20 protein-coding genes are annotated in these 20,491 nt (G+C 72.0%); 9 read left to right on the top strand and 11 right to left on the bottom strand.

What is annotated here, in order from left to right; all coding sequences use genetic code 11:
* Positions 1-168: 168 nt before the first annotated feature.
* Complete coding sequence (locus tag A8W25_RS02640; RefSeq protein ID WP_067155074.1) at positions 169-1,170, top strand: tellurite resistance/C4-dicarboxylate transporter family protein; 1,002 nt, start codon at positions 169-171, stop codon at positions 1,168-1,170.
* Positions 1,171-1,259: 89 nt separating this feature from the next.
* On the opposite strand, the gene A8W25_RS02635 is transcribed toward A8W25_RS02640, so the two are convergent.
* Together A8W25_RS02635 and A8W25_RS02630 are read right to left on the bottom strand one after the other, a co-directional pair.
* The gene (locus A8W25_RS02635; RefSeq protein ID WP_067155071.1) at positions 1,260-1,583 is read right to left on the bottom strand and encodes a cupin; all 324 of its coding nucleotides are present in this window, start codon (positions 1,581-1,583) and stop codon (positions 1,260-1,262) included.
* Between the two features lie 147 nt (positions 1,584-1,730).
* A complete protein-coding gene (locus A8W25_RS02630; RefSeq protein WP_067155068.1) occupies positions 1,731-2,426 on the bottom strand; it encodes a type 1 glutamine amidotransferase domain-containing protein in 696 nt (231 codons plus the stop codon).
* 149 nt (positions 2,427-2,575) lie between these two features.
* Here A8W25_RS02630 and A8W25_RS02625 point away from each other — a divergent pair, with 149 nt between their 5' ends.
* The 4 genes from A8W25_RS02625 (at position 2,576) to A8W25_RS02615 (ending at position 5,772) form a co-directional block, all read left to right on the top strand.
* Positions 2,576-3,121 carry a lanthionine synthetase LanC family protein gene (locus tag A8W25_RS02625; RefSeq protein ID WP_158942371.1) on the top strand — a complete coding sequence of 182 codons (546 nt, stop codon included), beginning with the start codon at positions 2,576-2,578 and terminating at the stop codon, positions 3,119-3,121.
* 78 nt (positions 3,122-3,199) lie between these two features.
* Positions 3,200-3,325: an ALQxL family class IV lanthipeptide gene (locus A8W25_RS34245; protein WP_199831648.1), complete on the top strand. Its 126-nt coding sequence runs from the start codon at positions 3,200-3,202 to the stop codon at positions 3,323-3,325.
* 158 nt (positions 3,326-3,483) lie between these two features.
* A complete protein-coding gene (locus tag A8W25_RS02620) occupies positions 3,484-4,200 on the top strand; it encodes a L,D-transpeptidase (protein ID WP_079125766.1) in 717 nt (238 codons plus the stop codon).
* Between the two features lie 126 nt (positions 4,201-4,326).
* On the top strand, positions 4,327-5,772 hold the full coding sequence (locus A8W25_RS02615) for a glyceraldehyde-3-phosphate dehydrogenase (protein WP_067155062.1): 1,446 nt from the start codon (positions 4,327-4,329) through the stop codon (positions 5,770-5,772).
* A gap of 130 nt (positions 5,773-5,902) precedes the next feature.
* On the opposite strand, the gene katG is transcribed toward A8W25_RS02615, so the two are convergent.
* Entirely contained in the window at positions 5,903-8,128 is a 2,226-nt protein-coding gene (katG, locus tag A8W25_RS02610) for a catalase/peroxidase HPI (protein ID WP_067155059.1), read from the bottom strand.
* 29 nt (positions 8,129-8,157) lie between these two features.
* Complete coding sequence (locus A8W25_RS02605) at positions 8,158-8,541, bottom strand: hypothetical protein (RefSeq protein WP_158942369.1); 384 nt, start codon at positions 8,539-8,541, stop codon at positions 8,158-8,160.
* A gap of 68 nt (positions 8,542-8,609) precedes the next feature.
* Here A8W25_RS02605 and A8W25_RS02600 point away from each other — a divergent pair, with 68 nt between their 5' ends.
* On the top strand, positions 8,610-9,020 hold the full coding sequence (locus A8W25_RS02600) for a Fur family transcriptional regulator (RefSeq protein WP_067155053.1): 411 nt from the start codon (positions 8,610-8,612) through the stop codon (positions 9,018-9,020).
* Positions 9,021-9,182: 162 nt separating this feature from the next.
* Entirely contained in the window at positions 9,183-10,334 is a 1,152-nt protein-coding gene (locus tag A8W25_RS02595) for a hypothetical protein (protein WP_067155050.1), read from the top strand.
* Between the two features lie 154 nt (positions 10,335-10,488).
* Here the strand turns inward: A8W25_RS02595 and A8W25_RS02590 are convergent, their stop codons facing one another.
* Positions 10,489-11,565 (bottom strand): polyprenyl synthetase family protein, encoded by a 1,077-nt coding sequence (locus A8W25_RS02590; protein ID WP_079125765.1) that lies wholly within the window; start codon positions 11,563-11,565, stop codon positions 10,489-10,491.
* Between the two features lie 123 nt (positions 11,566-11,688).
* Positions 11,689-13,131, bottom strand: a complete 1,443-nt coding sequence (lpdA, locus tag A8W25_RS02585) for a dihydrolipoyl dehydrogenase (protein WP_079125764.1) — start codon at positions 13,129-13,131, stop codon at positions 11,689-11,691.
* Positions 13,132-13,346: 215 nt separating this feature from the next.
* Between lpdA and A8W25_RS02580 the strand changes: the two genes are divergently transcribed.
* Positions 13,347-14,237, top strand: coding sequence for a LysR family transcriptional regulator (locus A8W25_RS02580; protein ID WP_067155044.1), 891 nt, complete (start codon positions 13,347-13,349; stop codon positions 14,235-14,237).
* A 187-nt stretch (positions 14,238-14,424) separates the two neighbouring features.
* Positions 14,425-15,114, top strand: a complete 690-nt coding sequence (locus tag A8W25_RS02575) for a phosphatase PAP2 family protein (RefSeq protein WP_067155041.1) — start codon at positions 14,425-14,427, stop codon at positions 15,112-15,114.
* A gap of 7 nt (positions 15,115-15,121) precedes the next feature.
* Here the strand turns inward: A8W25_RS02575 and A8W25_RS02570 are convergent, their stop codons facing one another.
* The 5 genes from A8W25_RS02570 to A8W25_RS02550 are packed head-to-tail and all read right to left on the bottom strand — an operon-like array spanning position 15,122 to position 20,488.
* Complete coding sequence (locus A8W25_RS02570; RefSeq protein ID WP_067155038.1) at positions 15,122-16,456, bottom strand: glutamate-1-semialdehyde 2,1-aminomutase; 1,335 nt, start codon at positions 16,454-16,456, stop codon at positions 15,122-15,124.
* 24 nt (positions 16,457-16,480) lie between these two features.
* Entirely contained in the window at positions 16,481-17,029 is a 549-nt protein-coding gene (locus A8W25_RS02565; protein ID WP_067155035.1) for a dTDP-4-dehydrorhamnose 3,5-epimerase family protein, read from the bottom strand.
* A complete protein-coding gene (locus A8W25_RS02560; protein WP_199831647.1) occupies positions 17,026-18,249 on the bottom strand; it encodes a polysaccharide pyruvyl transferase family protein in 1,224 nt (407 codons plus the stop codon). The genes A8W25_RS02565 and A8W25_RS02560 overlap by 4 nt, the downstream gene beginning before the upstream one ends.
* The gene (locus A8W25_RS02555) at positions 18,246-19,193 is read right to left on the bottom strand and encodes a glycosyltransferase family 2 protein (RefSeq protein WP_067155032.1); all 948 of its coding nucleotides are present in this window, start codon (positions 19,191-19,193) and stop codon (positions 18,246-18,248) included. Before A8W25_RS02555 ends, A8W25_RS02560 begins: the two co-directional genes overlap by 4 nt.
* Positions 19,190-20,488, bottom strand: coding sequence for a hypothetical protein (locus A8W25_RS02550; protein WP_067156634.1), 1,299 nt, complete (start codon positions 20,486-20,488; stop codon positions 19,190-19,192). The genes A8W25_RS02555 and A8W25_RS02550 overlap by 4 nt, the downstream gene beginning before the upstream one ends.
* Positions 20,489-20,491 lie beyond the last annotated feature (3 nt).

Raw genomic sequence — 20,491 nt, 5'->3', positions numbered from 1 at the left:
CTGGAGACGTACGGGTCCGGTTGCGGTACGGGGTCCGGCTGCGCCACACCGTAAAATGGTCCAGACCTTCCGTCAATAGGTCTGGACCAAACTGGGGTGGGTGTTCCCCCTACTCCCCTTGGCGCATCCGAGTGGCGCTCCCGGTGCCCGCCGCGTACCGATGGCACGGTGACCCGTCCTCCCGGCCCCTGGTGGGCCGAACTGCCCCCGGCGGCCGGCGCCGCCGTCATGGCCACCGGCATCGTCTCCGTCGGTCTGCACCTCGTCGGCCACGAGACCTTCTCGCGCGCCGCGCTGGCGCTGGCCGGCGTGGTGTGGCTGGTGCTCGCCGCCGACTTCACGGCCCGGTTCCTGCGCGACCGCCCGCGCTGGCACGCCGAGGCCGACACCCCGCCCGCGCTGACGGCCGTCGCCGCCACGGCGGTGCTCGGCACCCGGCTCTCGGCGCTCGGCTGGCAGACGGCCGCCGCCGCCCTGCTCGCCCTGGCCGCCGTGCTCTGGCCCGGGCTGCTGTACTCGGTCGTACGCCACTGGAAGCGGCGGATGCCCGGCGGGGCGTTCCTGGTGTGTGTCGCGACCCAGGGACTCGCGGTCCTCGCGGCCACGCTCGCGGCCGCGGGCGAGGGCGACTGGCTGGCCCGGGCGGCCCTCGTCCTCTTCTGCCTCGGGGTGCTGCTCTACGGGGAAGCGCTCGTTCGCTTCGACTTCCGCCAGGTGTGGACCGGAGCGGGCGACCAGTGGATCGCGGGCGGCGCGCTGGCCATCTCGGCGCTCGCCGGCTCGAAGCTCACCGCGTCCCCGCTGTGGACGGGGGGCGCCCACCAGGCGCTGCGCACCGCCACCCTGGTCCTGCTCGGCCTCGACCTCGCCTGGTACGCCATCCTGCTGACGGCGGAGGTGGTCCGGCCGCGCCCGCACTACGACGTACGGCGCTGGTCGACGGTCTTCCCCCTGGGGATGGCGGCCGTGGCCACGCTGTCCACCGGCGCCGCCGCGCACGTCAGGGGGCTGCACACCCTGGGCGAGGTGCTGTTGTGGGTCGCGGTGGCGGCCTGGCTCCTGACACTGGCCGGCTTGGTGGTGACCCGGACGAGCGGGGGAGCGGGGCGGCGCGGAGGGACGGCCGCCGGGGGCGAGGTGATCGGCCCGGGGCCCACTCCGCCGCGGTGACGGCGGTCAGGGGGAGGCGGCGGCGATCGGCTGGGGCTTGTTCCACCACGGTGACGGCCGTGAGGAGCGGGGCGGCGGTCGGGCGGGGCCTATTCCACCGCGGTGACGGCGGTGAGGAGCACCGCCGAGTCCTCCAGGGCGAGCAGCCCGTGGCGCTCCTTGGGGATCTCGCAGAGATCGCCCGCGCGGAGCTCCTTGTTGCCGCTGTTCGACGTCAGCCGGACATGGCCGCGCAGCACCTGGAGGGTGGCCGAGAGCGGCGCGTTGTGCTCGTCGAGCTCGGAGCCCGAGGTCAGCGCGATCACGCTCTGCCGCAGCGCGCCGTCGTGCACGATCAGATGGGCGCTGCGGCCGTGCGAGGCGAGGCGTGCCTTGGTCAGGTGCTCCTCGGCGAGTGCTGCGAGGTCCTGCATGGGTCTGTCCCCCTTGCTGAGCCGGATGGCCGTGCTCCGATTCGGGACGGGCGTCGCCCTCAAGCCTTCCGGCTCCCGGGCGGTACGCAACTCGGGGGCCGGAAGGCTGGAGGGCGAGGGGCCGACGGCCTCAGGCGGCCGGCTTCTTCACGCGCCCAGCTTCTTCAGGAGCTCGGCGGCCAGCGGACCGGAGGAGGACGGGTTCTGGCCGGTCACCAGATTGCGGTCGACGACCACGTGCGGGGCCCACGGCTCGCCCTCCTGGAAGTCGGCGCCCAGCTCCACCAGTCGGTCCTGGAGCAGCCACTTCGCCTTGTCCGCGAGGCCCGCCTGGGTCTCCTCGGCGTTGGTGAAGCCGGTCAGCCGGTAGCCCGCGAACGGGGAGCCGTCCTGGCCGGTCGCGGCGAGCAGCGCGGCCGGGGCGTGGCACACCACGCCGAGCGGCTTGCCCGAGGCGAGCGCGTCGGTCAGCAGCCTGCCGGAGTCGGCGTTCACGGCCAGGTCCTCCATCGGGCCGTGGCCGCCGGGGTAGAACACCGCGTCGTAGGCGCCGAGGTCGACCTCCGCCAGCTTCACCGGGCGCTTGAGCTCGTCCATCGAGGCCAGCGCCTCGGCGACCCGGTCGGCGTTCTCCTGGCCGCCGTTGACCTCGGCGGCGAGGCTGCCCTTGTCGACGGGCGGGACGACCCCGCCGGGCGTGGCGACCACGATCTCGTGGCCCGCGCCGGTGAACGCCTCGTACGGCGCCACGGCCTCCTCCGCCCAGAAGCCGGTCGGGTGCTTGGTGCCGTCGGCGAGCGTCCACTGGTCGGCGCCGGTCATCACGAAAAGGATCTTTGCCATGTCAGATGTCTCCGGGGGAGTCGGGCCGGGCCCGGGAGCCGGGTCGGCCCGGGGAAGGTGCGGGCTCCGGCGTCCCGCCCCACAGGGGCCGTCGCGCCGATGTCCTCGAACGTAGACCCGTCTTCGTTGGGCGGCCAATGGAGAACCGCATGGCAGCCATGGGAAAACCGATGGCTCCACGGGAATACGGCGCCGCCGCCCGGTCGGGCCCCGCCGGTGCCCTCTGGCCGGTCGACCGCGCCCGCCATCTCTCCGACTCCCCGGAGCTCGCCCGGCACTGGTGCAGCGGCTCGTCCGGAGTGGGCACCTTCCTGGTCCGGCTCCGGTCGGCCACCGGCGCCCGCGACGACGCCGTGCGCGAGCTGGTGGAGGGCGCGGCCCTCGCCGTACGGGCGGGCCGGGTGACCGACTCGACCTCCACCTGCCACGGGCTCGCGGGCAACGCCGAATTCCTGCTCGACGCGGCCGAGTTGACGGGCGAGGCACAGTACCGCGCCGGAGCGGAGCTGCTGGTCGAGCACCTGGCCGCGCAGGCGGTCCTGTACGACGGCCGGCTGCTGGTGCCCGACGAGAACCGCAAGACGGTGCTCGCCGAGTACGCCACCGGCCTGGGCGGAAGCCTCTCGCTGCTGCTGCGCCTCCGGTTCGGCGGCCCGCGCGCCTGGCTGCCCGAGGGCGAACGCGCCCACCCCTGAACGTCCGGCGGCCACCCGGCCACCGGCAGCCGGACCCCTTCCGGGTCCGGCGCAACCTCCGAAATGAAGGAGTCCATCATGATGGAGCACGACATCGACGCCCTCCAGGTCCTGCCCGAGGACGTCCGTACCGAGAGCCTCGGCGGCGAGGAGCACGCCGCCGCGCTGATCACCGCCTGCCGCATCCACACCAGCGGCTGCTGACGCGCCGGTGGAGGGGGTCGACCCCCCGGCCCCCTCCACCGCGATGCCCGGACAGGGATCGCCCTGAGCCGGGCTCCCCGGTCCCGGCCCCGGCGCGGGAGAGTGAAGTTCCGTCAGGTTCGGGTACGCACGCGACGGACGGTGCACATGTATGCGCCATGTGGAAGTTGCCGCGAGCCCGCCGCACCCTGCGGGCGCTGATCCCCGCCGCGCCCCTCGCGCTCACCGCCGGTGTCCTGCCCGCGTACGGCGTCGCCCTCGCGCCCCCGGCGCCCACGGGCGCCCCGCTGAAGTGCTCGACGGCCGACGGCCCGTATCAGCGCCAGGTCGAGGAGCTGATGGGCCTTCAGGCGGACGGCTCGCAGTCGCCCGCCGACTGCGAGGCGATCCAGAAGTACCAGGAGAGCCAGCTCATCGTGCCCGCCGACGGCTCTGCGGGACCGATCACGTACACCGCCCTGTACTGGGACTGGGCCCAGAACTACCCCGAGAAGCTGAGCGGCTGCCCCCAGCGCGAGGGCCGGGTCGCCTGCGTCGATCTGGGCCACCAGATCCTGTGGGTCGCGTCGAAGGGGAAGGTGGCCTTCACGCCCGTCGCCATCAGGTCGGGGCGGGCCGAGCTGCCCACCCGCACCGGCTGGTTCCGCGTCGAACGGCGCAAGGAGGACGACTGGTCGACGCTGTACAACTCGCCGATGACCTACAGCCAGTACTTCAGCGGCGGCCAGGCCATCCACGGCGTCTACAACAACCTCTACGAAGGCCCCGGCTCCCACGGCTGCGTCAATCTGCGCCACGCGGACGCCCAGCGCCTGTGGAGCACGCTGCAGCAGGGTGACGCGGTGTACGTGTGGGGGAAGAAGCCGGGGGCGTGATCGCTCACTCCTGGTCACCGGGCACGGCGTTTCCGTCACTGCGGCGGCCCGGGGGTGGCACCCCTTGAACGCTCGAACAGGGGTCGGGTTAGCATATGAGCGCCGCCTAGCTCGAAAGATAAACTCGTGACTGTCAATGACGACTCGTTCACCAATTGGAAGAACCGCGAGGAGATCGCGGAGTCGATGATCCCGATCATCGGGAAGCTGCACCGGGAGCGGGACGTCACCGTCCTCCTCCACAGCCGCTCCCTGGTGAACAAGTCGGTGGTCAGCATCCTGAAGACCCACCGATTCGCCCGGCAGATCGCCGGTGAGGAACTCTCGGTCACCGACACCCTTCCGTTCCTGCAGGCTCTCACCACCCTCGACCTCGGTCCCTCCCAGATCGACCTCGGCATGCTCGCCGCGATGTACCAGGCCGACGACCGCGGTCTGTCCGTCGCGGAGTTCACCGCCCAGGCCGTCGTCGGCGCCACCGGCGCCAACAAGATCGAGCGCGGCGAGGGCCGCGACGTCGTCCTCTACGGGTTCGGCCGCATCGGCCGGCTCGTCGCGCGCCTGCTCATCGAGAAGGCCGGTTCCGGCAACGGCCTGCGGCTGCGCGCGATCGTCGTCCGCGGGGGTGGAGAGGCGGACCTCGTCAAGCGCGCCTCGCTGCTGCGCCGCGACTCCATCCACGGCCAGTTCCAGGGCACGATCACCGTGGACGAGGCGAACAGCACCATCGTCGCCAACGGCAACGAGATCAAGGTGATCTACGCCAACGACCCGTCCGATGTCGACTACACGGCGTACGGCATCCAGGACGCCATCCTCATCGACAACACCGGCAAGTGGCGCGACCGCGAGGGCCTCTCCACGCACCTGCGCCCCGGTATCGACAAGGTCGTCCTGACCGCGCCCGGCAAGGGCGACGTGCCCAACATCGTGCACGGCGTCAACCACGACACGATCAAGCCGGACGAGCAGATCCTGTCCTGCGCGTCCTGCACCACCAACGCGATCGTCCCGCCGCTCAAGGCGATGGCGGACGAGTACGGCGTGCTGCGCGGCCACGTGGAGACCGTCCACTCGTTCACCAACGACCAGAACCTGCTGGACAACTACCACAAGGCCGACCGCCGAGGCCGCTCCGCGCCGCTGAACATGGTCATCACGGAGACGGGTGCCGCCTCCGCCGTCGCCAAGGCGCTGCCCGACCTCAAGGCGCCGATCACCGGCAGCTCGATCCGCGTCCCCGTCCCGGACGTCTCGATCGCGATCCTCAGCCTGCGGCTCGGCCGTGAGACCACCCGCGAGGAGGTCCTCGACTACCTCCGCGACGTCTCGCTGCACTCGCCGCTGAAGCGCCAGATCGACTTCACGACCGCTCCCGACGCCGTCTCCATGGACTTCGTCGGCTCGCGCCACGCCTCGATCGTCGACGCGGGCGCCACCAAGGTGGACGGCGACAACGCGATCCTCTACCTCTGGTACGACAACGAGTTCGGCTACTCGTGCCAGGTGATCCGCGTGGTCCAGCACGTCTCCGGTGTGGAGTACCCGACGTACCCGGTGCCGATGAGCTAAGCGCCACGGACCCACGGAAAGAGGCGCCTGCCGGGCGAAAGCCCAGGTCAGGCGCCTCTTCTCGTACCTCTGTCTCTCGTGCTCCGAAGATCAGCCGTGACCAGGCACGATCAGCGGTGATCAGGCACGATCAGGCCAGGTCGAACCGGTCCAGGTTCATGACCTTCTCCCACGCCGCGACGAAGTCCTTGGCGAACTTCTCCTTCGCGTCGTCGCTCGCGTACACCTCCGCGAGGGCGCGCAGCTCCGAGTTCGACCCGAAGACCAGGTCGGCGCGGGTGCCGGTCCACCTGACCTCGTCGGTGGCGGCGTCGCGGCCCTCGAAGGCGTGCGCGTCGTCGGAGGTCGCCTTCCACGTCGTGCCCAGGTCGAGCAGGTTGACGAAGAAGTCGTTGGTCAGCCTGCCCGGCGTCCGGGTGAGCACGCCCGCCGAGGACTCCTGGTGGTTGGCGCCGAGGACACGCAGGCCGCCCACCAGGACGGTGAGCTCGGGAGCGCTGAGCGTCAGCAGGTTCGCCCGGTCGAGCAGCAGGTACTCGGCGGGGAGCCGGTTGCCCTTGCCGAGGTAGTTGCGGAACCCGTCCGCGGTCGGCTCCAGCGCGGCGAAGGAGTCCACGTCGGTCTGCTCCTGCGTGGCGTCCGCGCGGCCCGGCGTGAAGGACACCCGCACGTCGAGACCCGCGTCCTTGGCGGCCTTCTCCACGGCCGCCGACCCGCCGAGCACGATCAGGTCGGCCAGCGAGACCTGCCCGGCGCCGGAGTTGAACTCCCGCTGGATCCCCTCAAGGGTGCTCAGCACCACCGCGAGGCGGTCGGGGTCGTTGACCTCCCAGTCGCGCTGCGGCTCCAGGCGGACGCGCGCGCCGTTGGCGCCGCCGCGCTTGTCGCTGCCCCGGAAGGACGAGGCCGAGGCCCAGGCGGTGGAGACGAGCTGGGACACCGTGAGGCCGGAGGCGAGGATCCGCTCCTTGAGGGAGGCGATGTCCGAGGCGGAGACCGGCTCGTGCGTCACCTCGGGCAGCGGGTCCTGCCACAGCAGGACCTCGGACGGGACCTCGGGGCCGAGGTAGCGCGAGACCGGGCCCATGTCGCGGTGGGTCAGCTTGTACCAGGCGCGGGCGAACGCGTCCGCGAACTCGGCGGGGTTCTCCTTGAAGCGCCGCGAGATCGGCTCGTAGACCGGGTCGAGGCGGAGCGAGAGGTCGGTCGTCAGCATCGTCGGCGCGTGGGTCTTGGACGCGTCGTGCGCGTCGGGGACGGTGCCCGCCCCGGCGCCGCCCTTCGGCCGCCACTGGTGGGCGCCCGCGGGGCTCTTGAACAGCTCCCACTCATAGCCGAAGAGGATCTCGAAGAAGCTGTTGTCCCAGGTGATCGGCGTGTTCGTCCAGATGCCCTCAAGGCCGCTGGTGATCGCGTCGGCGCCCTTGCCGGTGCCGTGGCTGTTCTGCCAGCCGAGGCCCTGCAGCTCCAGGGGCGAGGCCTCGGGGTCGGGGCCGACGGCGTCCGCCGGGCCCGCGCCGTGGGTTTTGCCGAAGGTGTGGCCGCCCGCGATGAGCGCGACCGTCTCCTCGTCGTTCATCGCCATCCGGCGGAACGTCTCACGGATGTCGCGGGCCGCGGCGATCGGGTCCGGGGTGCCGTTGGGGCCCTCCGGGTTGACGTAGATCAGGCCCATCTGTACCGCGCCGAGGGGGTTCTCCAGCTCCCGGTCGCCGGTGTAGCGCTGGTCGTCGAGCCAGGTGGTCTCGGGGCCCCAGTAGACGTCCTCGTCGGGCTCCCAGACGTCCGCGCGGCCGCCGCCGAAGCCGAAGGTCTCCAGGCCCATGGTCTCCAGCGAGACGTTGCCGGCGAGGATCATCAGGTCGGCCCAGGACAGGGACCTGCCGTACTTCTTCTTGACCGGCCACAGCAGCCGGCGGGCCTTGTCGAGGCTCGCGTTGTCCGGCCAGCTGTTGAGGGGGGCGAAGCGCTGCTGCCCGGCCCCGGCGCCGCCGCGGCCGTCGCTGATGCGGTACGTACCGGCGCTGTGCCAGGCCATACGGATCATCAGCGGGCCGTAGTGGCCGAAGTCGGCCGGCCACCAGTCCTGCGAGGTGGTCAGCACCTCGGCGATGTCCCGCTTCACGGCCGGCAGGTCGAGGGTCTTGAACGCCTCGGCGTAGTCGAACTCCGCACCGAGCGGGTTGGCCACGGCGGGGTTCGCGGCGAGGATCTTCAGGTTGAGCCGCTCCGGCCACCACTGACGGTTTCCGCCGCCCTGCGTGGGATGCGGGGCGCGACCGTGCGCGACCGGGCAGCCGCCGCTTCCGTCCTCCGGTTTCGGGTCCGTGACGATCGCGTCGTGGTTCTCAGACATCGGAATCCTTCCTGGGTGGATCGCACTGCTCAGGGGACTACGGGGTGGTCGAACGGTTCGATGCGGCGGAAGTGGCCGTCGCGATCAATGGTGGACGACGGACTGTCGGTCCGGAGTAAGGCGCGGGGGGAGCGGGGGACCTGTGCGGCGCGAGCGCGTACCCGGGAGAGGTTCACCTCGGGGCCGGTGTCCCGTACGGTCTCGGGGAAGGCGACACGGGCGGCGACGAGGGCGTTCGCCACCTTCGGGCCGGCACCGCTCGGCTCGACCGCGGTGGCCCCGTCGTGGCTCAGTCTCCTGCCGTACCGGACTTGTCCGCTCCCTTGGCCGTCGTTGGGATCGATCCTACGATGGACGGAGTCCAGGTCAAGAAGCTCACCGGTTTCGTCCTCGGTCGGAAGCTGTACGGCCACCGGCGAACGCGGGTATCCGCCCACTGCCCCTACTCGACTCTCCACCGAGCCGGAATGGATGGACCACTATGAGTGACCTGCTGGAGCGGCTCCGCGAGCGCGGCTGGCGGGTGACCTCCCAGCGGCGTGTGGTGGCGGAGGTCCTCGACGGCGACCACGTGCACCTCACGGCCGACGAGGTGCACGCCCGCGCGGCGGTGCGGCTGCCGGAGATCTCCCGGGCGACCGTCTACAACACCCTGGGCGAGATGGTCTCCCTCGGCGAGGTCATGGAGGTCTCCACCGACGGCCGGGCCAAGCGCTACGACCCCAACGCGCACCGCCCCCACCAGCACCTGGTCTGCTCCGGCTGCGGCACCATCCGCGACGTCAGCACCACGGGCGACCTGCTGTCGCACCTCCCCGCCGACGAACGGTTCGGCTTCACGGTCTCGGCGGCCGAGGTCACCTACCGCGGAATGTGCCCGTCGTGCGCCTAGCCGCCCGGCCCGGCCCACCCAGGGCCAACTCGTGGCCGGGGCAGGGGCAAGGGCAGGGGCCGGGGTGTGGTGCGATGTGGTGAAGCCGTAGACCCGGACCGCTTCCTTCCGCAGGTCGACGGAGGATACTGGACACGCCCCGATCACCTACAGAACGACTCCATGGCCAAGAACACCGCATCTTCGACCACCGTCCCCGACACCGCGTGGCTGGGGCGCGCGCGCCATCTCGGGCCCGAGCCCGAGCAGGACGTCCGGCGCAACCTGATCGCCCTCAAGGCGGCCGGGGTGCTCGACGACTTCCTGGACCTCGACCCCGTCGAGGCGGCCCGCTCCACCGTGCTGCACCCGCGCGACGAGTCCGCCGACCCCGGGCCCTCGGCCCGCCGCGTCTTCGAGGCCCGCTGGCGCGTGGCCGACGACGTCACGGTGCGGGCCCAGCTCACCACGTACGACCCGGAGGGCCGCCGCAAGGACGGCGAGGGCGTCACCTGGGTGCTCGCCGCCGAGGCCGAGCGGGCCTGGGAGGCCGAATGGCCCTCGCCCGCCACCATGTTCTGGCCCGACAGCGAGCGGATCGCCTGGGACCACGACACGGTCCCGGACGTACGGCTGCGGACGACGAACCACCTGCCCAAGGACGACGACCAGCTGCGCCACCGGCTGCGGGACTGCGCCCGGCAGAGCTGGTTCGTCCACGTCGTGGTGCACGAGGCGATGACGCCGGACGCGGCCGGGCAGCGACCGGTCTCGGCGTTCCTGCCGCCGAGCCTGCGCCACCGGGTGGTCGAGCACCGCAGCACGCCCGAGCAGGCGCAGATCGCCGACTTCGCGATGAAGAAGGAGTTCGGCGCGCGGCTGCCGCGCGGCGGCGCCGTCGTGCTGCCCACGTCACCGCAGGCCCCGGGCTACGACGCCGATCGCTTCACGGTGCGCAGTGTCTTCCTGGACGGCTCGGAGCCGACCGAACTCCTCGACAGGATCAAGGAGTTCGACGCCCTGCCGCGGCCGATGGAGGCCGACGCCGAGCGGGCCCTGACACGTCTGCGCCAGGGCTGGCACCTGCTCACCCCGGACGAGGAGCTGGTCCACGCCCAGGGCATGGTCGGCAAGTACGCCGAGGCGCTCGACGCCATGACCAAGTCCCGTGACCTGTACCGGGAGGCAGCCGAGGCGGCGCAGTCCGCGCTGGCCGAGGCGACCGGCGGCGACGGCGTGCCCGGGCTGCCCGCGCCGAGGCAGGCCAAGGCGGACGGCTCACCCCTGAGCGCCTTCACCAAGGCCTTCGGCCGCTTCCGGGACCCTGGCAAATAGGCCGCGCCGGGCCGTCGGGGTGCAGGCGGGGGTGCAACGCCTCTGAGGACCTGGTGCGACCGGTAGGCCTTGTGTACGTCGAGCACGCGCAGGGCGTACGGCCCGGGCGTCACGGCGTCTCCTCTCCCCTTTCGGCGTTCAGTTCTCCGTGGCGTCAGCTGCTGCGCCGCGACAGACCGCCGATGAGCGTGTGCCACTGCCGCCGTACGTCCGTGGGGAGTCGCGCGTCGTCCAGGGCGGCCACGGCGGACGCCACATGGCGAGCGGCCATCTCCTCGGCGCGCTCCCGGCTGTGGGTGGCCGCGAGCAGCGCCATGACCTCGGGGACGCGGGCCGACGGCAGCGGTGCCGGGCCGAGCAGGGTCGCGAGCCGCCTGCCGTCGTCCGTGTCGGTGCCTGCGGCCAGCACCAGGGGAAGCGTCTTCTTGCCGCGCACCACATCCGTGCCGACCGGCTTCCCGGTGAGAGCTCCGTCGCCCCACAGACCGAGCACGTCGTCCAGGATCTGGAAGGCCACGCCCAGATCGCTGCCGGCGCGGCCCAGAGCACGTACGACGGGTGGCGGTGCCTGCGCGAGGACCGCGCCGAGCGCCGCCGCGCAGCCGAACAGGGCCCCGGTCTTGCCGCGCGCCATGTGCACATAGCGGGGCACCGACACCTCCCGGGCGCTGAGGTGTTCCAGGGCGAGATCCTCCGCCTGCCCCGCCACCATCCGCTCCACCGCCGTGATGAGGCCCTCCATGGCGTCGGAGGCCCCGGGGGCCCGGGCGTGGAGGATCGTGGCGACGGCCTGGACGACGAGGGCGTCGCCGGTGAGCACGGCGGCTCCGGTGCCGAAGTGGGCCCAGGCGGTGGGCCTGCCGCGCCGCTCGGTGTCGCCGTCCATGATGTCGTCGTGGAGGAGGGAGAGCTGGTGCACGAGCTCGACCGCGGTGCCCGCGACGGCGGCGAGCCGCTCGGGAGCACCGGCCGAGCGCACCGAGAGGAGCGCGAGCGCCGGCCGGATCCGTTTGCCCGCGCGCACCGCCGAAGGCGCGCGGTCGCCGCCGTCCCACCCCAGGTGGTACCGGCACACCGTGGCCAGGGATGCGGGGAGCCGCTCCACGACCTCGCGCAGCGCGGGTTCGACGAGCGCCGTTCCCGACCGCAGAAGCTCTCGGAACTCCTCGTCCCGCGGCCCGGGCCCGACCGTGTGCCGGAGGCCGACGGCGTGCGGCAGCGTGTCAGTCATGTTCCTTCGGCCCGCCCTGTCGTCGTCCCCGGTGATCGCCTGAGCCCCCCGGCCCGCCTAACGAATGCGACGATCACGGGTTGCGGCCTGTGCGTTCGGGAACGGCGACGGGCGGCCCGTCCCTCAGAAGTTGATCATGTGCCCGGCCAGCCCGTGCACGGCCTCCTTGACCGCCTCGCCCAGCGTCGGGTGGGCGTGCACATTGCGGGCGACCTCGTGCACGGTCAGATCCCACTGCTGCGCCAGCGTCAGCTCCGGCAGGAGCTCGGTGACGTCGGGCCCGATGAGATGGGCGCCGATGATCTCGCCGTGCGTGGCGTCGCTGATCACCTTCACGAAGCCGACCGGATCGCCGAGGCCGTGCGCCTTCCCGTTCGCGGTGAAGGGGAACTTGGCGACCTTGACGTCGAAGCCCTTCTCCCGGGCCTGCGCCTCCGTCCAGCCGAAGCTGGCGATCTGCGGATGGCTGTAGGTGGCGCGCGGGATCATCGGGTAGTCCAGCTCCATCGTCTCCGCGTCCGCGATGGTCTCGGCGGCGATGACACCCATGGACTCGGCGGTGTGCGCCAGCATCAGCTTCGCCGTGACGTCGCCGATGGCGTAGATGTGCGGCACGGAGGTGCGGCAGCGGCCGTCCACGTCGACGGCGCCGCGCTCGGTGACCCGTACCCCCGTGGCCTCCAGGCCGTAGCCGGTGACATTGGGGGCGAAGCCGATCGCCTGGAGCACCCGGTCGGCCTCCAGGACCCGGGGCGTACCGTCCTTGCCGGTGACCGTCACCCGCACCTGCGGGCCGGACTCGTCGATGGACTCGACCCGGGTCGAGGTCAGCACCTCGATGCCCAACTTGCGGTACTGCTTGGCCAGTTCGGCGGAGACGTCCGCGTCCTCCAGCGGCGCGATCCGGTCCAGGAACTCGACCATGGTGACCTTGACGCCGTAGTTGTGCAGTACGTAGGCGAACTCGATGCCGATGGCGCCGGCGCCCGCGATCACGATCGAGCGCGGCACGTCCTCGGCGAGGATCTGCTCCTCGTACGTCACCACGCGCTCGCTGCGGCGTGTGCCGGGCAGCAGTCGCGGTGTGGCCCCGGTCGCGATGACGCAGTTGTCGAAGGACACGGTGCGCGTGGCGCCGTCCGCCTGGGCGACCTCAAGGGTGTGCGCGTCCAGGAACGTCCCCCGGCCGTCGAACTCGGTGATCCCGTTCTTCTTCATCAGGTAGTGGACGCCCTTGACCCGGCCGTCCGCGACGCGACGGCTGCGGCGGAACGCCTCGCCGTAGTCGAACGACACCTTGCCTTCCACCCTGATGCCGAACTCCTTGGCCTCGTGGGTGAAGACGCGCGCCAGCTCGGCGTTGTGCAGCAGCGCCTTGGTGGGGATACAGCCGACGTTCAGACAGACACCGCCCCAGTACTTCTCCTCCACGACCGCGACCCGCTTGCCGAGCTGGGCGGCGCGGATGGCGGCCACGTAACCGCCGGGGCCCGCTCCGAGGACGACCACGTCGAAGTGTTCTCGCACGAGGGTTTCTTCCTTTCGATCACATGGTGTTGATGACATGGGTTCGAACGCATGGATTTGATCACATGGTTTCGGTCAACGGGTCGGCGCCCGCGACCCGGCCATGCGCCGGGGCCGGCGGCGCCGCACCGCCGCCAGGTCCCCGGGCAGCGGTTTCCGGCACCCTGCCGATCCTTCGGCCCCTCGCCGCACGCATCAACACCGAAGATCCGTAGGATCCGATGACCAGGACTTGCTACGGGGGCCGACGGCACATGGAGATACGCGACATCGAGATCTTTCTGACACTGGCCGACGAGCTGCATTTCGGCCGGGCCGCCGCCCGGCTGCATCTCACCCAGGCGCGTGTCAGTCAGGCCATCAGCCGCCAGGAACGAAGACTCGGCGGGCTGCTGTTCGACCGCTCCAACCGCCGTCAGGTCCGGCTGACCCCGCTCGGCCGGCAGCTGCGCGCCGACCTGGAGCCGGTCTACACGAACCTGCGCAACAGCCTCGAACGCGCGCGGATGACCGTCCGCGGCAAGACCGCCCGGCTGCGCGTCGGCATGCTGCCCTTCAACGTGCCCGAGCTGCACCGCTACTGGCAGACGTTCTCCGCCCGCCATCCCGAGTGGGAACTCCAGCTGCGCCGGGCCCCCTACGTCGAGCCCTTCACCAGGCTCCGCGAGGGCGACATGGACGTCCTCATCTCCTGGCTGCCGGTGGACGAGCCCGATCTCACGGTGGGGCCGGTCCTGTTCCGCGACCCCCGCGTCCTGGCCGTCGCCGCCGACCACGAACTCGCCGAGCGCTCCTCCGTCCCCCTGGAAGCCCTCGCCGACTTCGCCCATGCCATGGCCCCCGACATGCCCGACTACTGGGAGGACGGCTATCTGTCGTTCCAGACACCCCGGGGCAAGACGATCGAGCGCATCGAGCCGATCACCGACGCCGACGAACTGATCAACCTCGTCGGCACCCGCGAGATAGTCCACCCCTTCCCCTCCCACGTCACCCGCTACTGGTCCATGTCCCACCTGCGCTGGGTCCCCGTCCCCGACATGGGCTCGCTCTCCTTCGCCCTGATCTGGCGCAAGGACGCGGAGAACGAGCTGATCCGGGGGCTGGCGCAGACGGTGCGGGACGTGGGGGTCCTGGAGTTCTGACGCACCTGCGACAGGGATTCTCGCGGCGTACTTGTCCGACGGCCGTTTGTGCGACCGTATTGCTGGTTAGGGTGGCGAGTGCCCCGTCATGCCGACGGGAGGGGGAGGTGCGTCGCATCTGCCGGATGGTCTGCATCGGTGTGCGGGCGTATCCCCGTCCCGGTCATGAGCGGGACGCGGTGGGCGTATGAACGGCCGGTCGGTGTGTGCGGTGGTGCCCCCGTCGCTGCGCGCGCGGCTCGGGCTGATCGCGGTGCTCGCCGCGCTGGTGGTCGTCGTGCTCGGGGTCCTGTACGCCGGCCACGGCGAGGGCGGCCGGGTGGACGTGTGGATCGTCCGGCCGACGGCGGACAGTGTGCGGCCACCGTGGCGGCGCGTCGCTCTGGCCATGGACTTCCTGGGGGAGCCCGCCGGATCGGCGGCGTTGCTCGTGGCCGCCGTGACGGGCTGCCTGCTGCTTCGGCGTCCTCGCGCGGCGGTGTTCGCCGTTGCCGGGGTCGGTATGACCGTGGGATCGGCGACGCTGCTCAAGCATCTGGTGGGACGCACCATCCACGGCGACGGCAACCTGTCCTATCCGAGCGGGCACACCGCCTTCTTCACCGCACTCGCCCTCGTCGTGGCGCTGCTCGTGGCCGACCGGCTCGGCCTCGGCAGGACGGCCGGTACGTCACTCGTGCTCGTCGCGGCGCTGGTCGCCGGTGCCGCCATGGGCTGGGCGCAGGTCGCCCTGGGCGCGCACTACCCGACCGACGTCCTCGGCGGCTGGTGCACCGCGCTGGCGGTGATACCGGCGACCGCGTGGCTCGTCGACCGGACGGCCGACCGGCTGGGCGAGGATCGGAGGTCCGACGCCGGTCGGCGGCAGCGCCGCTGACGTCACGTCATGCCAGGCGGCGGAACACCGGCTTCACCGGCCGCCCGGCCAGCCAGGGCGTGGGATCACCGGCATCCAGCGCCTTCCGGTACACCACACATGCCTGGGCCACCACATCGACGGTGTGGTCGATGTCGGCGTCGCTGAGCGCGCTGCTCACCACGAACGACGGGGCCAGCACCCCGCCCGCGAGGAGCCGGCGCAGGAACAGCGTGCGGTACCGCTGCGACGGCTGCCCACTCTCGTCGAGGGTGGCGAAGACCAGGTTGCTGGCCCGGCCCCGGACGACGATGTGCTCGCCGACGCCCATGCCGTCCGCGGCGGCGCGGACACCGGCGGCCAGCCGCTCGCCGAGGGCGTGCAGCCGCGCGGTGACCCCCTCCTCGACGTAGGTGGTCTGCACGGCCATCGCGGCGGCCAGCGAGTGCGTTTCCGCGCCGTGCGTGGTGGACAGCAGGAACACCCTCTCGCCGGAGTGACGCAGCCCGCCCCGCTCCATCAGCTCGCGGCGCCCGGCCAGCGCGGAGACGGCGAACCCGTTGCCCAGCGCCTTGCCGAACGTGGACAGGTCGGGGACGACGCCGTACAGGCCCTGGGCGCCCGCCTCGGACCAGCGGAAGCCGGTGATCATCTCGTCGAAGACCAGGACGCAGCCGTGCCGGTCGGCCAGCTCGCGCAGGTCGGCCAGGTATCCCGGCGGCGGCTCGCTGTGGGTGGCGGGTTCGAGGATGAGGCAGGCGACCTCGTCCTGGTACCGGGTGAGCAACTCCTCCGTGGCTGCCAGATCCCCGTACGGGAACGTCACGGTGAGCTCGTTGGTCGCGTCCGGGATGCCGGCGGACATCGGCGTGGTGCCGATGAACCAGTCGTCCACGGAGAAGAAGGGGTGGTCCGCGCAGAGGGCCACCCGTGGACGCCCGGTGGCCGCGCGGGCGAGGCGTACCGCGGCGGTGGTGGCGTCGGAGCCGTTCTTCGCGAACTTCACCATCTCGGCGGTCGGCACCGTGGCCAGGAAGCGCTCCGCGGCCTCGACCTCGACGATGGAGGGCCGTACGAAGTTGCTGCCGCGATCGATTTCCCGCCGCACCGCCTCGGTCACGCGGGGGTGGGCGTGGCCGAGGCTGACGGACCGCAGGCCGGAGCCGTACTCGATGTAGCGGTTGCCGTCGATGTCCCACACATGGGCACCGCGGCCGTGGCTGATGACCGGGGCGAGGTTCTCGGGGTACTGGTCGTCGCCCTTGGCGTAGGTGTGCGCGCCGCCGGGGATCATGGCGTGCAACCGCTCGTTCGCCAGTCGCGACCGGGGCAGGAGGAACTCTCCGGTGTTCTCGGTGTCCACGCCGACCTCAACTTTCCTTGCGCTTCAGTACTTTTGGTTCAGGACCTCGGCGAGGCTCGGCGCCTCCCGGTCCCGCTGGGACATCGAAGTGACCGGCAGCGGCCAGGGAATGGCGAGCTCCGGGTCGTCGAAGGCGATCGTCACATCCTCGGCCGGATCGTGCGGGCGGTCGATCCGGTACGAGGTGTCGGTGGTCTCGGTCAGCGCCTGGAAGCCGTGCGCGCACCCCGCCGGGATGTACAGGGTCACCTGTGTCTCGCCGGACAGCTCGAAGAAGGCGCGGCCCAGGTACGTCGGCGAGTCCGGCCGCAGGTCCACGACGACGTCGAAGATCTGCCCGTACGAGCACCGCACCAGCTTGGCCTCGCCGGCGCCGGAGCGCAGATGCAGGCCGCGCAGCACACCCCGGACCGAGCGGGACACGCTGTCCTGGATGAAGGCGCTCGGGTCCAGGCCCACCGAGCGGACCACGTCGGCGTCGAAGGTGCGGCAGAAGAAGCCGCGCTCGTCGGCGTACGGCGTCGGCTCGAAGAGGTAAGCGCCCGCGATCTCCGGGACTTCGACGGCTTTCATGGCGCCTCCTGGCGGGCGTGGGCTTGCTTGTGGTCGGTCGTCGGGAACAGGGCCGCGGTCAACTCGGTGAACTGGTCCTGGAGTTGCCGGGCGGCGGCGAGGTTCCGCTCGGCGAGGGTCTGCCGCAGCTCCGGCGCGTGCTTCTCCAACGCCCGGAACTGCTCGGTCAGGCGGTCGGCGTCGACCTCGCGAGCCGGGTGGACGTACGCGGCCAGGCCCATCCGGTCCATGAGCGCGTCGCTCTTCGCCGCGTAGCAGAGGGCGAGGGTCGGTGTGCCGGCCTTCAACGCGCTGATCAGGTTGTGGTAGCGGATCGCCACCACGGTGTCGGCGGCCGCCGTCTCCTTCATCAGGTCGGCCAGCGAGGCGACTTCGGCATCCGTGACCAGCGGTGAGCCCACCGCGTCGAGGATCGCGGCGACCACCGTCGCGTCGCAGGTGTCGCCGGTGAGCAGCCGGACCTGCCTGCCCTCCTCGACCAGCGTACGGACGAACCGGATCGTCCCGTCGAGGTAGCGCCGGTGGATCTCCTCGGCCCTGGCACGGTCGTCGTTGCCGCCGTGGAAGTCCATGACACCGAGGCAGACGGGACCCGGCGAGCCGGCGGGCGTGCTCACCCGTGGCGTCGGCAGGGCGAACGCCAGGTCCGGGTAGACCTCGTCCCGTGCGGTGTCCACGCCCATCGCCCGCATCGCGTCACGGGACTGGGTGTCCCGGTAGGACCGGTACGCGGCCAGCCGCGCCGACCAGCGCACCAGGGCCCGGGTCGGCCGGTCGCGGATCTCGGCGGCGCCGACGCTGACCAGCGCGACCCGGGTGCCAAGCAGCCGTCCGCTCGCGCAGAGCAGGAACAGCGAGTACGGAAAGCCCCACGGCCGCAGCGGCAGCGTGGCCTCCAGGACGCCCATGCCCGGCACGATCACCACGTCGTGCCGGCGCACCCAGGCGGCGGTGCGGAAGACGTCGACGAGCTTGCCCAGACCCTTGCCCGCGACCGCGCCCGCCCGCGACGCGGTCCGGTACTCCCCGCGGTACCAGTGCAGCCGCGTCGCGGGGATCCCGAACCGGGCCGTGACGGCCTCGGGGCCGCCGCACAGCGCGTCCACGACCGCGTTGGGGTGCTCGGCGCGCAGATACCCGAGCAGCGCCTCCAGCGATCCGTCGTTGCCGAGGTTGCCGGAGCCGAGCAGGCCGAACACCCCGATGCGGACAGCGCTCATGTCCGCCTCCCCTCACGGCCGGCGACGAGGGCGTCGACGGAGACGGTCAGCTTGGCGGGGTCGACCGGGGCGCGGTCCTCGACCCGCTCACCGGCGCCCGGCCGGACCCGGCTGGTCAGCCACGCGGTCAAGTGGCGGTAGCAGGCCCGCCGTTCGGCCGAGGACAACGGGGCCCGCCGGATCGCCGAGGCGAAGCCCCAGACGTACTCGGCGAGCAGCCGGGGCGTCGGGTGCAGCGGGCCCGCCCGGCGCGGGTCCAGGTTGACGCACCGGGAGCGCTTGGAGGGGTTCGCCCGCTCGGCGCGGGTGGGGTGGTCACGGCGGAAGTACAGCACCTCCGGCACCTGGTGGAAGGGGCCGTGCAGCGCGATCTCGGCCATGAACGTGCGGTCCGCGTGGTGGTAGCTGTCCATCGGCTTCACCCGGCGCAGCACGTCGGCGCGCAGCACCCCGTAGAAGTCGTCGCCGCCGGGCTCGAACAGCAGGCTGCGGAAGCGGTCCTGGGGGTGCGGTGAGTCGGTGGCGAGCGTGTACTCGTACGGGACCTTCACCTGGCCGTCGCCGTCGATGACCGCCTGGCCGGAGTGCGCGAGGATCATGTCCGGCCGCTCGTCCAGCGCCTCCACACAGCGCCGCAGCAGGTCGCGGGCGTACAGGTCGTCGTGTGAGGCCCACTTGAACAGCTCGCCGCGGGACTCGGCGAACACACGGTTGTGGTTCGGTGTGGCGCCGATGTTCCGGGACAGCCGCAGATACCGGATGCGCGAGTCCTTCGCGGCGTACCGGCGGCAGATGTCCTCGGTCCCGTCGGTCGAGGCGTTGTCGGAGACGACCAGCTCGAAGTCCTCGTAGGTCTGGCCGAGCAGGGCGTCGAACGACTCGGCCAGGTACTCCTCGCCGTTGTACACGGGCAGGCCGATGCTCAGCCTGGGTTGGGCGGTCATGAGGTCCTCACTTCGCGGATGGGTACGTGGTGGTGCTCGCGCAGGGCGGACCGCAGTTGCAGCCACCACACGGCCGAGCTGCAGCCGGTCGCGGCGGCGACGCCCCAGGCCGAGCCGACCGTGTCGGCCAGGGCCGCTCCGCCGAGCCCGCCGCTGACATAGCAGGCGGAGGCGAAGAGCTGGCAGCGCAGGCTGCGCCGGGCCGCGGCGAGCGCGCGCAGTCCGGCCGCCGCGCCGGTGCCGAGGCCGGCGCCCGCGACGCCGAGGGTGACCGGCACGATGAGCTGGGAGGCGGAGGGCCAGACGTCGCCGAGCACGAACGCGCCGAGCCGGTCCGGCATCAGCAGCAGCGCCCCGCCCCAGAGCAGTGCGGCGGCGGCCTGCCCGCCGCCCAGCAGGAGGCAGAACCTGCCGAGGCGGTGCGGGGCCCGCCGCAGCACCCGTGCCGCCTCCGCGACGGTGACCAGCGACAGACCCATCAGGATGGCGAGGAACGGGCCGAGCAGGAGCTCCGCGCCCCGGACCGCACCCACCGCGCCGACCCCGACGATGACGCCGAGGCCGTACGCCCGCAGCTGGTTCGCGCCGCTGAGGCTGACGTTCTCGACCAGGTACCGGGAGCCGAGGTCGCGCTGTTCGCGCAGCCAGCCGCGGGCCCGGGTCGTCCGGGGCAGGATGCCGGACTGGATGTAGCCGTACCCGGCGGCCACCGTGGCGGACGCGCCCCAGGCGAGCACGAAGGCGGCCACGCTGCCCACGCGGGCCGCCACCACCATGGCCGGGACGAGCGCGACGCCCCACACGACGTCGTTGACGAACGCCTTCCGCCCGGTGCCCGCGGCGAAGAACGAGTACCGCCAGGCGTCTTGCAGCAGCAGCCCCGGCAGCATGACGCCGAGGCAGGCGAACGCGGGACCCACACGGCCACCGAGAGCGAGGCCGACCACCAGACACGCCGCACCGATGGCGGCGCCGACGCCGAGCGCGGTACCCGTCGACCGGGCCACCGCCCCGCGCCACGACGCCTCCGGCACCCCGCTGAAGCGCACCACGAGCGGATCGGTGGCAAGCCCGCGGGAGACGTTGAGCACCACGCCGTAGGTCACCCAGGCGAGGCTGAACACGCCGAACGCGGTCACCCCCAGCGAGCGCGCCACATAGATCCCCACCGCGAAGTTGCTCATGCTGGAGGCCGCCTGGTCGGCCAGTCCCCAGGACAGCCGGCCGACGAGGGCCCGCCGGCCGGATCCGGCCGGCGGCGCCGTCGTCCGCGGATTCTCCCCCTCGGCGGTCATCGG

This window comes from Streptomyces sp. ERV7 (genome assembly GCF_001653515.1).
In the GTDB taxonomy this organism is placed as follows: domain Bacteria; phylum Actinomycetota; class Actinomycetes; order Streptomycetales; family Streptomycetaceae; genus Streptomyces.
This window is presented reverse-complemented; position numbering and strand designations above follow the sequence as displayed.

Coding starts and splice junctions, on each gene's coding strand:
- A8W25_RS02595 (WP_067155050.1), top strand. CDS start 9,183: ATGGCCAAGAACACCGCATCTTCGACCACCGTCCCCGACACCGCGTGG.
- A8W25_RS02590 (WP_079125765.1), bottom strand. CDS start 11,565: ATGACTGACACGCTGCCGCACGCCGTCGGCCTCCGGCACACGGTCGGG.
- A8W25_RS02555 (WP_067155032.1), bottom strand. CDS start 19,193: ATGACCGCCCAACCCAGGCTGAGCATCGGCCTGCCCGTGTACAACGGC.
- A8W25_RS02620 (WP_079125766.1), top strand. CDS start 3,484: ATGTGGAAGTTGCCGCGAGCCCGCCGCACCCTGCGGGCGCTGATCCCC.
- A8W25_RS34245 (WP_199831648.1), top strand. CDS start 3,200: ATGATGGAGCACGACATCGACGCCCTCCAGGTCCTGCCCGAGGACGTC.
- katG (WP_067155059.1), bottom strand. CDS start 8,128: ATGTCTGAGAACCACGACGCGATCGTCACGGACCCGAAACCGGAGGAC.
- A8W25_RS02625 (WP_158942371.1), top strand. CDS start 2,576: ATGGCAGCCATGGGAAAACCGATGGCTCCACGGGAATACGGCGCCGCC.
- A8W25_RS02560 (WP_199831647.1), bottom strand. CDS start 18,249: ATGAGCGCTGTCCGCATCGGGGTGTTCGGCCTGCTCGGCTCCGGCAAC.
- A8W25_RS02600 (WP_067155053.1), top strand. CDS start 8,610: ATGAGTGACCTGCTGGAGCGGCTCCGCGAGCGCGGCTGGCGGGTGACC.
- A8W25_RS02635 (WP_067155071.1), bottom strand. CDS start 1,583: ATGCAGGACCTCGCAGCACTCGCCGAGGAGCACCTGACCAAGGCACGC.
- A8W25_RS02565 (WP_067155035.1), bottom strand. CDS start 17,029: ATGAAAGCCGTCGAAGTCCCGGAGATCGCGGGCGCTTACCTCTTCGAG.
- A8W25_RS02580 (WP_067155044.1), top strand. CDS start 13,347: ATGGAGATACGCGACATCGAGATCTTTCTGACACTGGCCGACGAGCTG.
- lpdA (WP_079125764.1), bottom strand. CDS start 13,131: ATGTCATCAACACCATGTGATCGAAAGGAAGAAACCCTCGTGCGAGAA.
- A8W25_RS02550 (WP_067156634.1), bottom strand. CDS start 20,488: ATGACCGCCGAGGGGGAGAATCCGCGGACGACGGCGCCGCCGGCCGGA.
- A8W25_RS02630 (WP_067155068.1), bottom strand. CDS start 2,426: ATGGCAAAGATCCTTTTCGTGATGACCGGCGCCGACCAGTGGACGCTC.
- A8W25_RS02575 (WP_067155041.1), top strand. CDS start 14,425: ATGAACGGCCGGTCGGTGTGTGCGGTGGTGCCCCCGTCGCTGCGCGCG.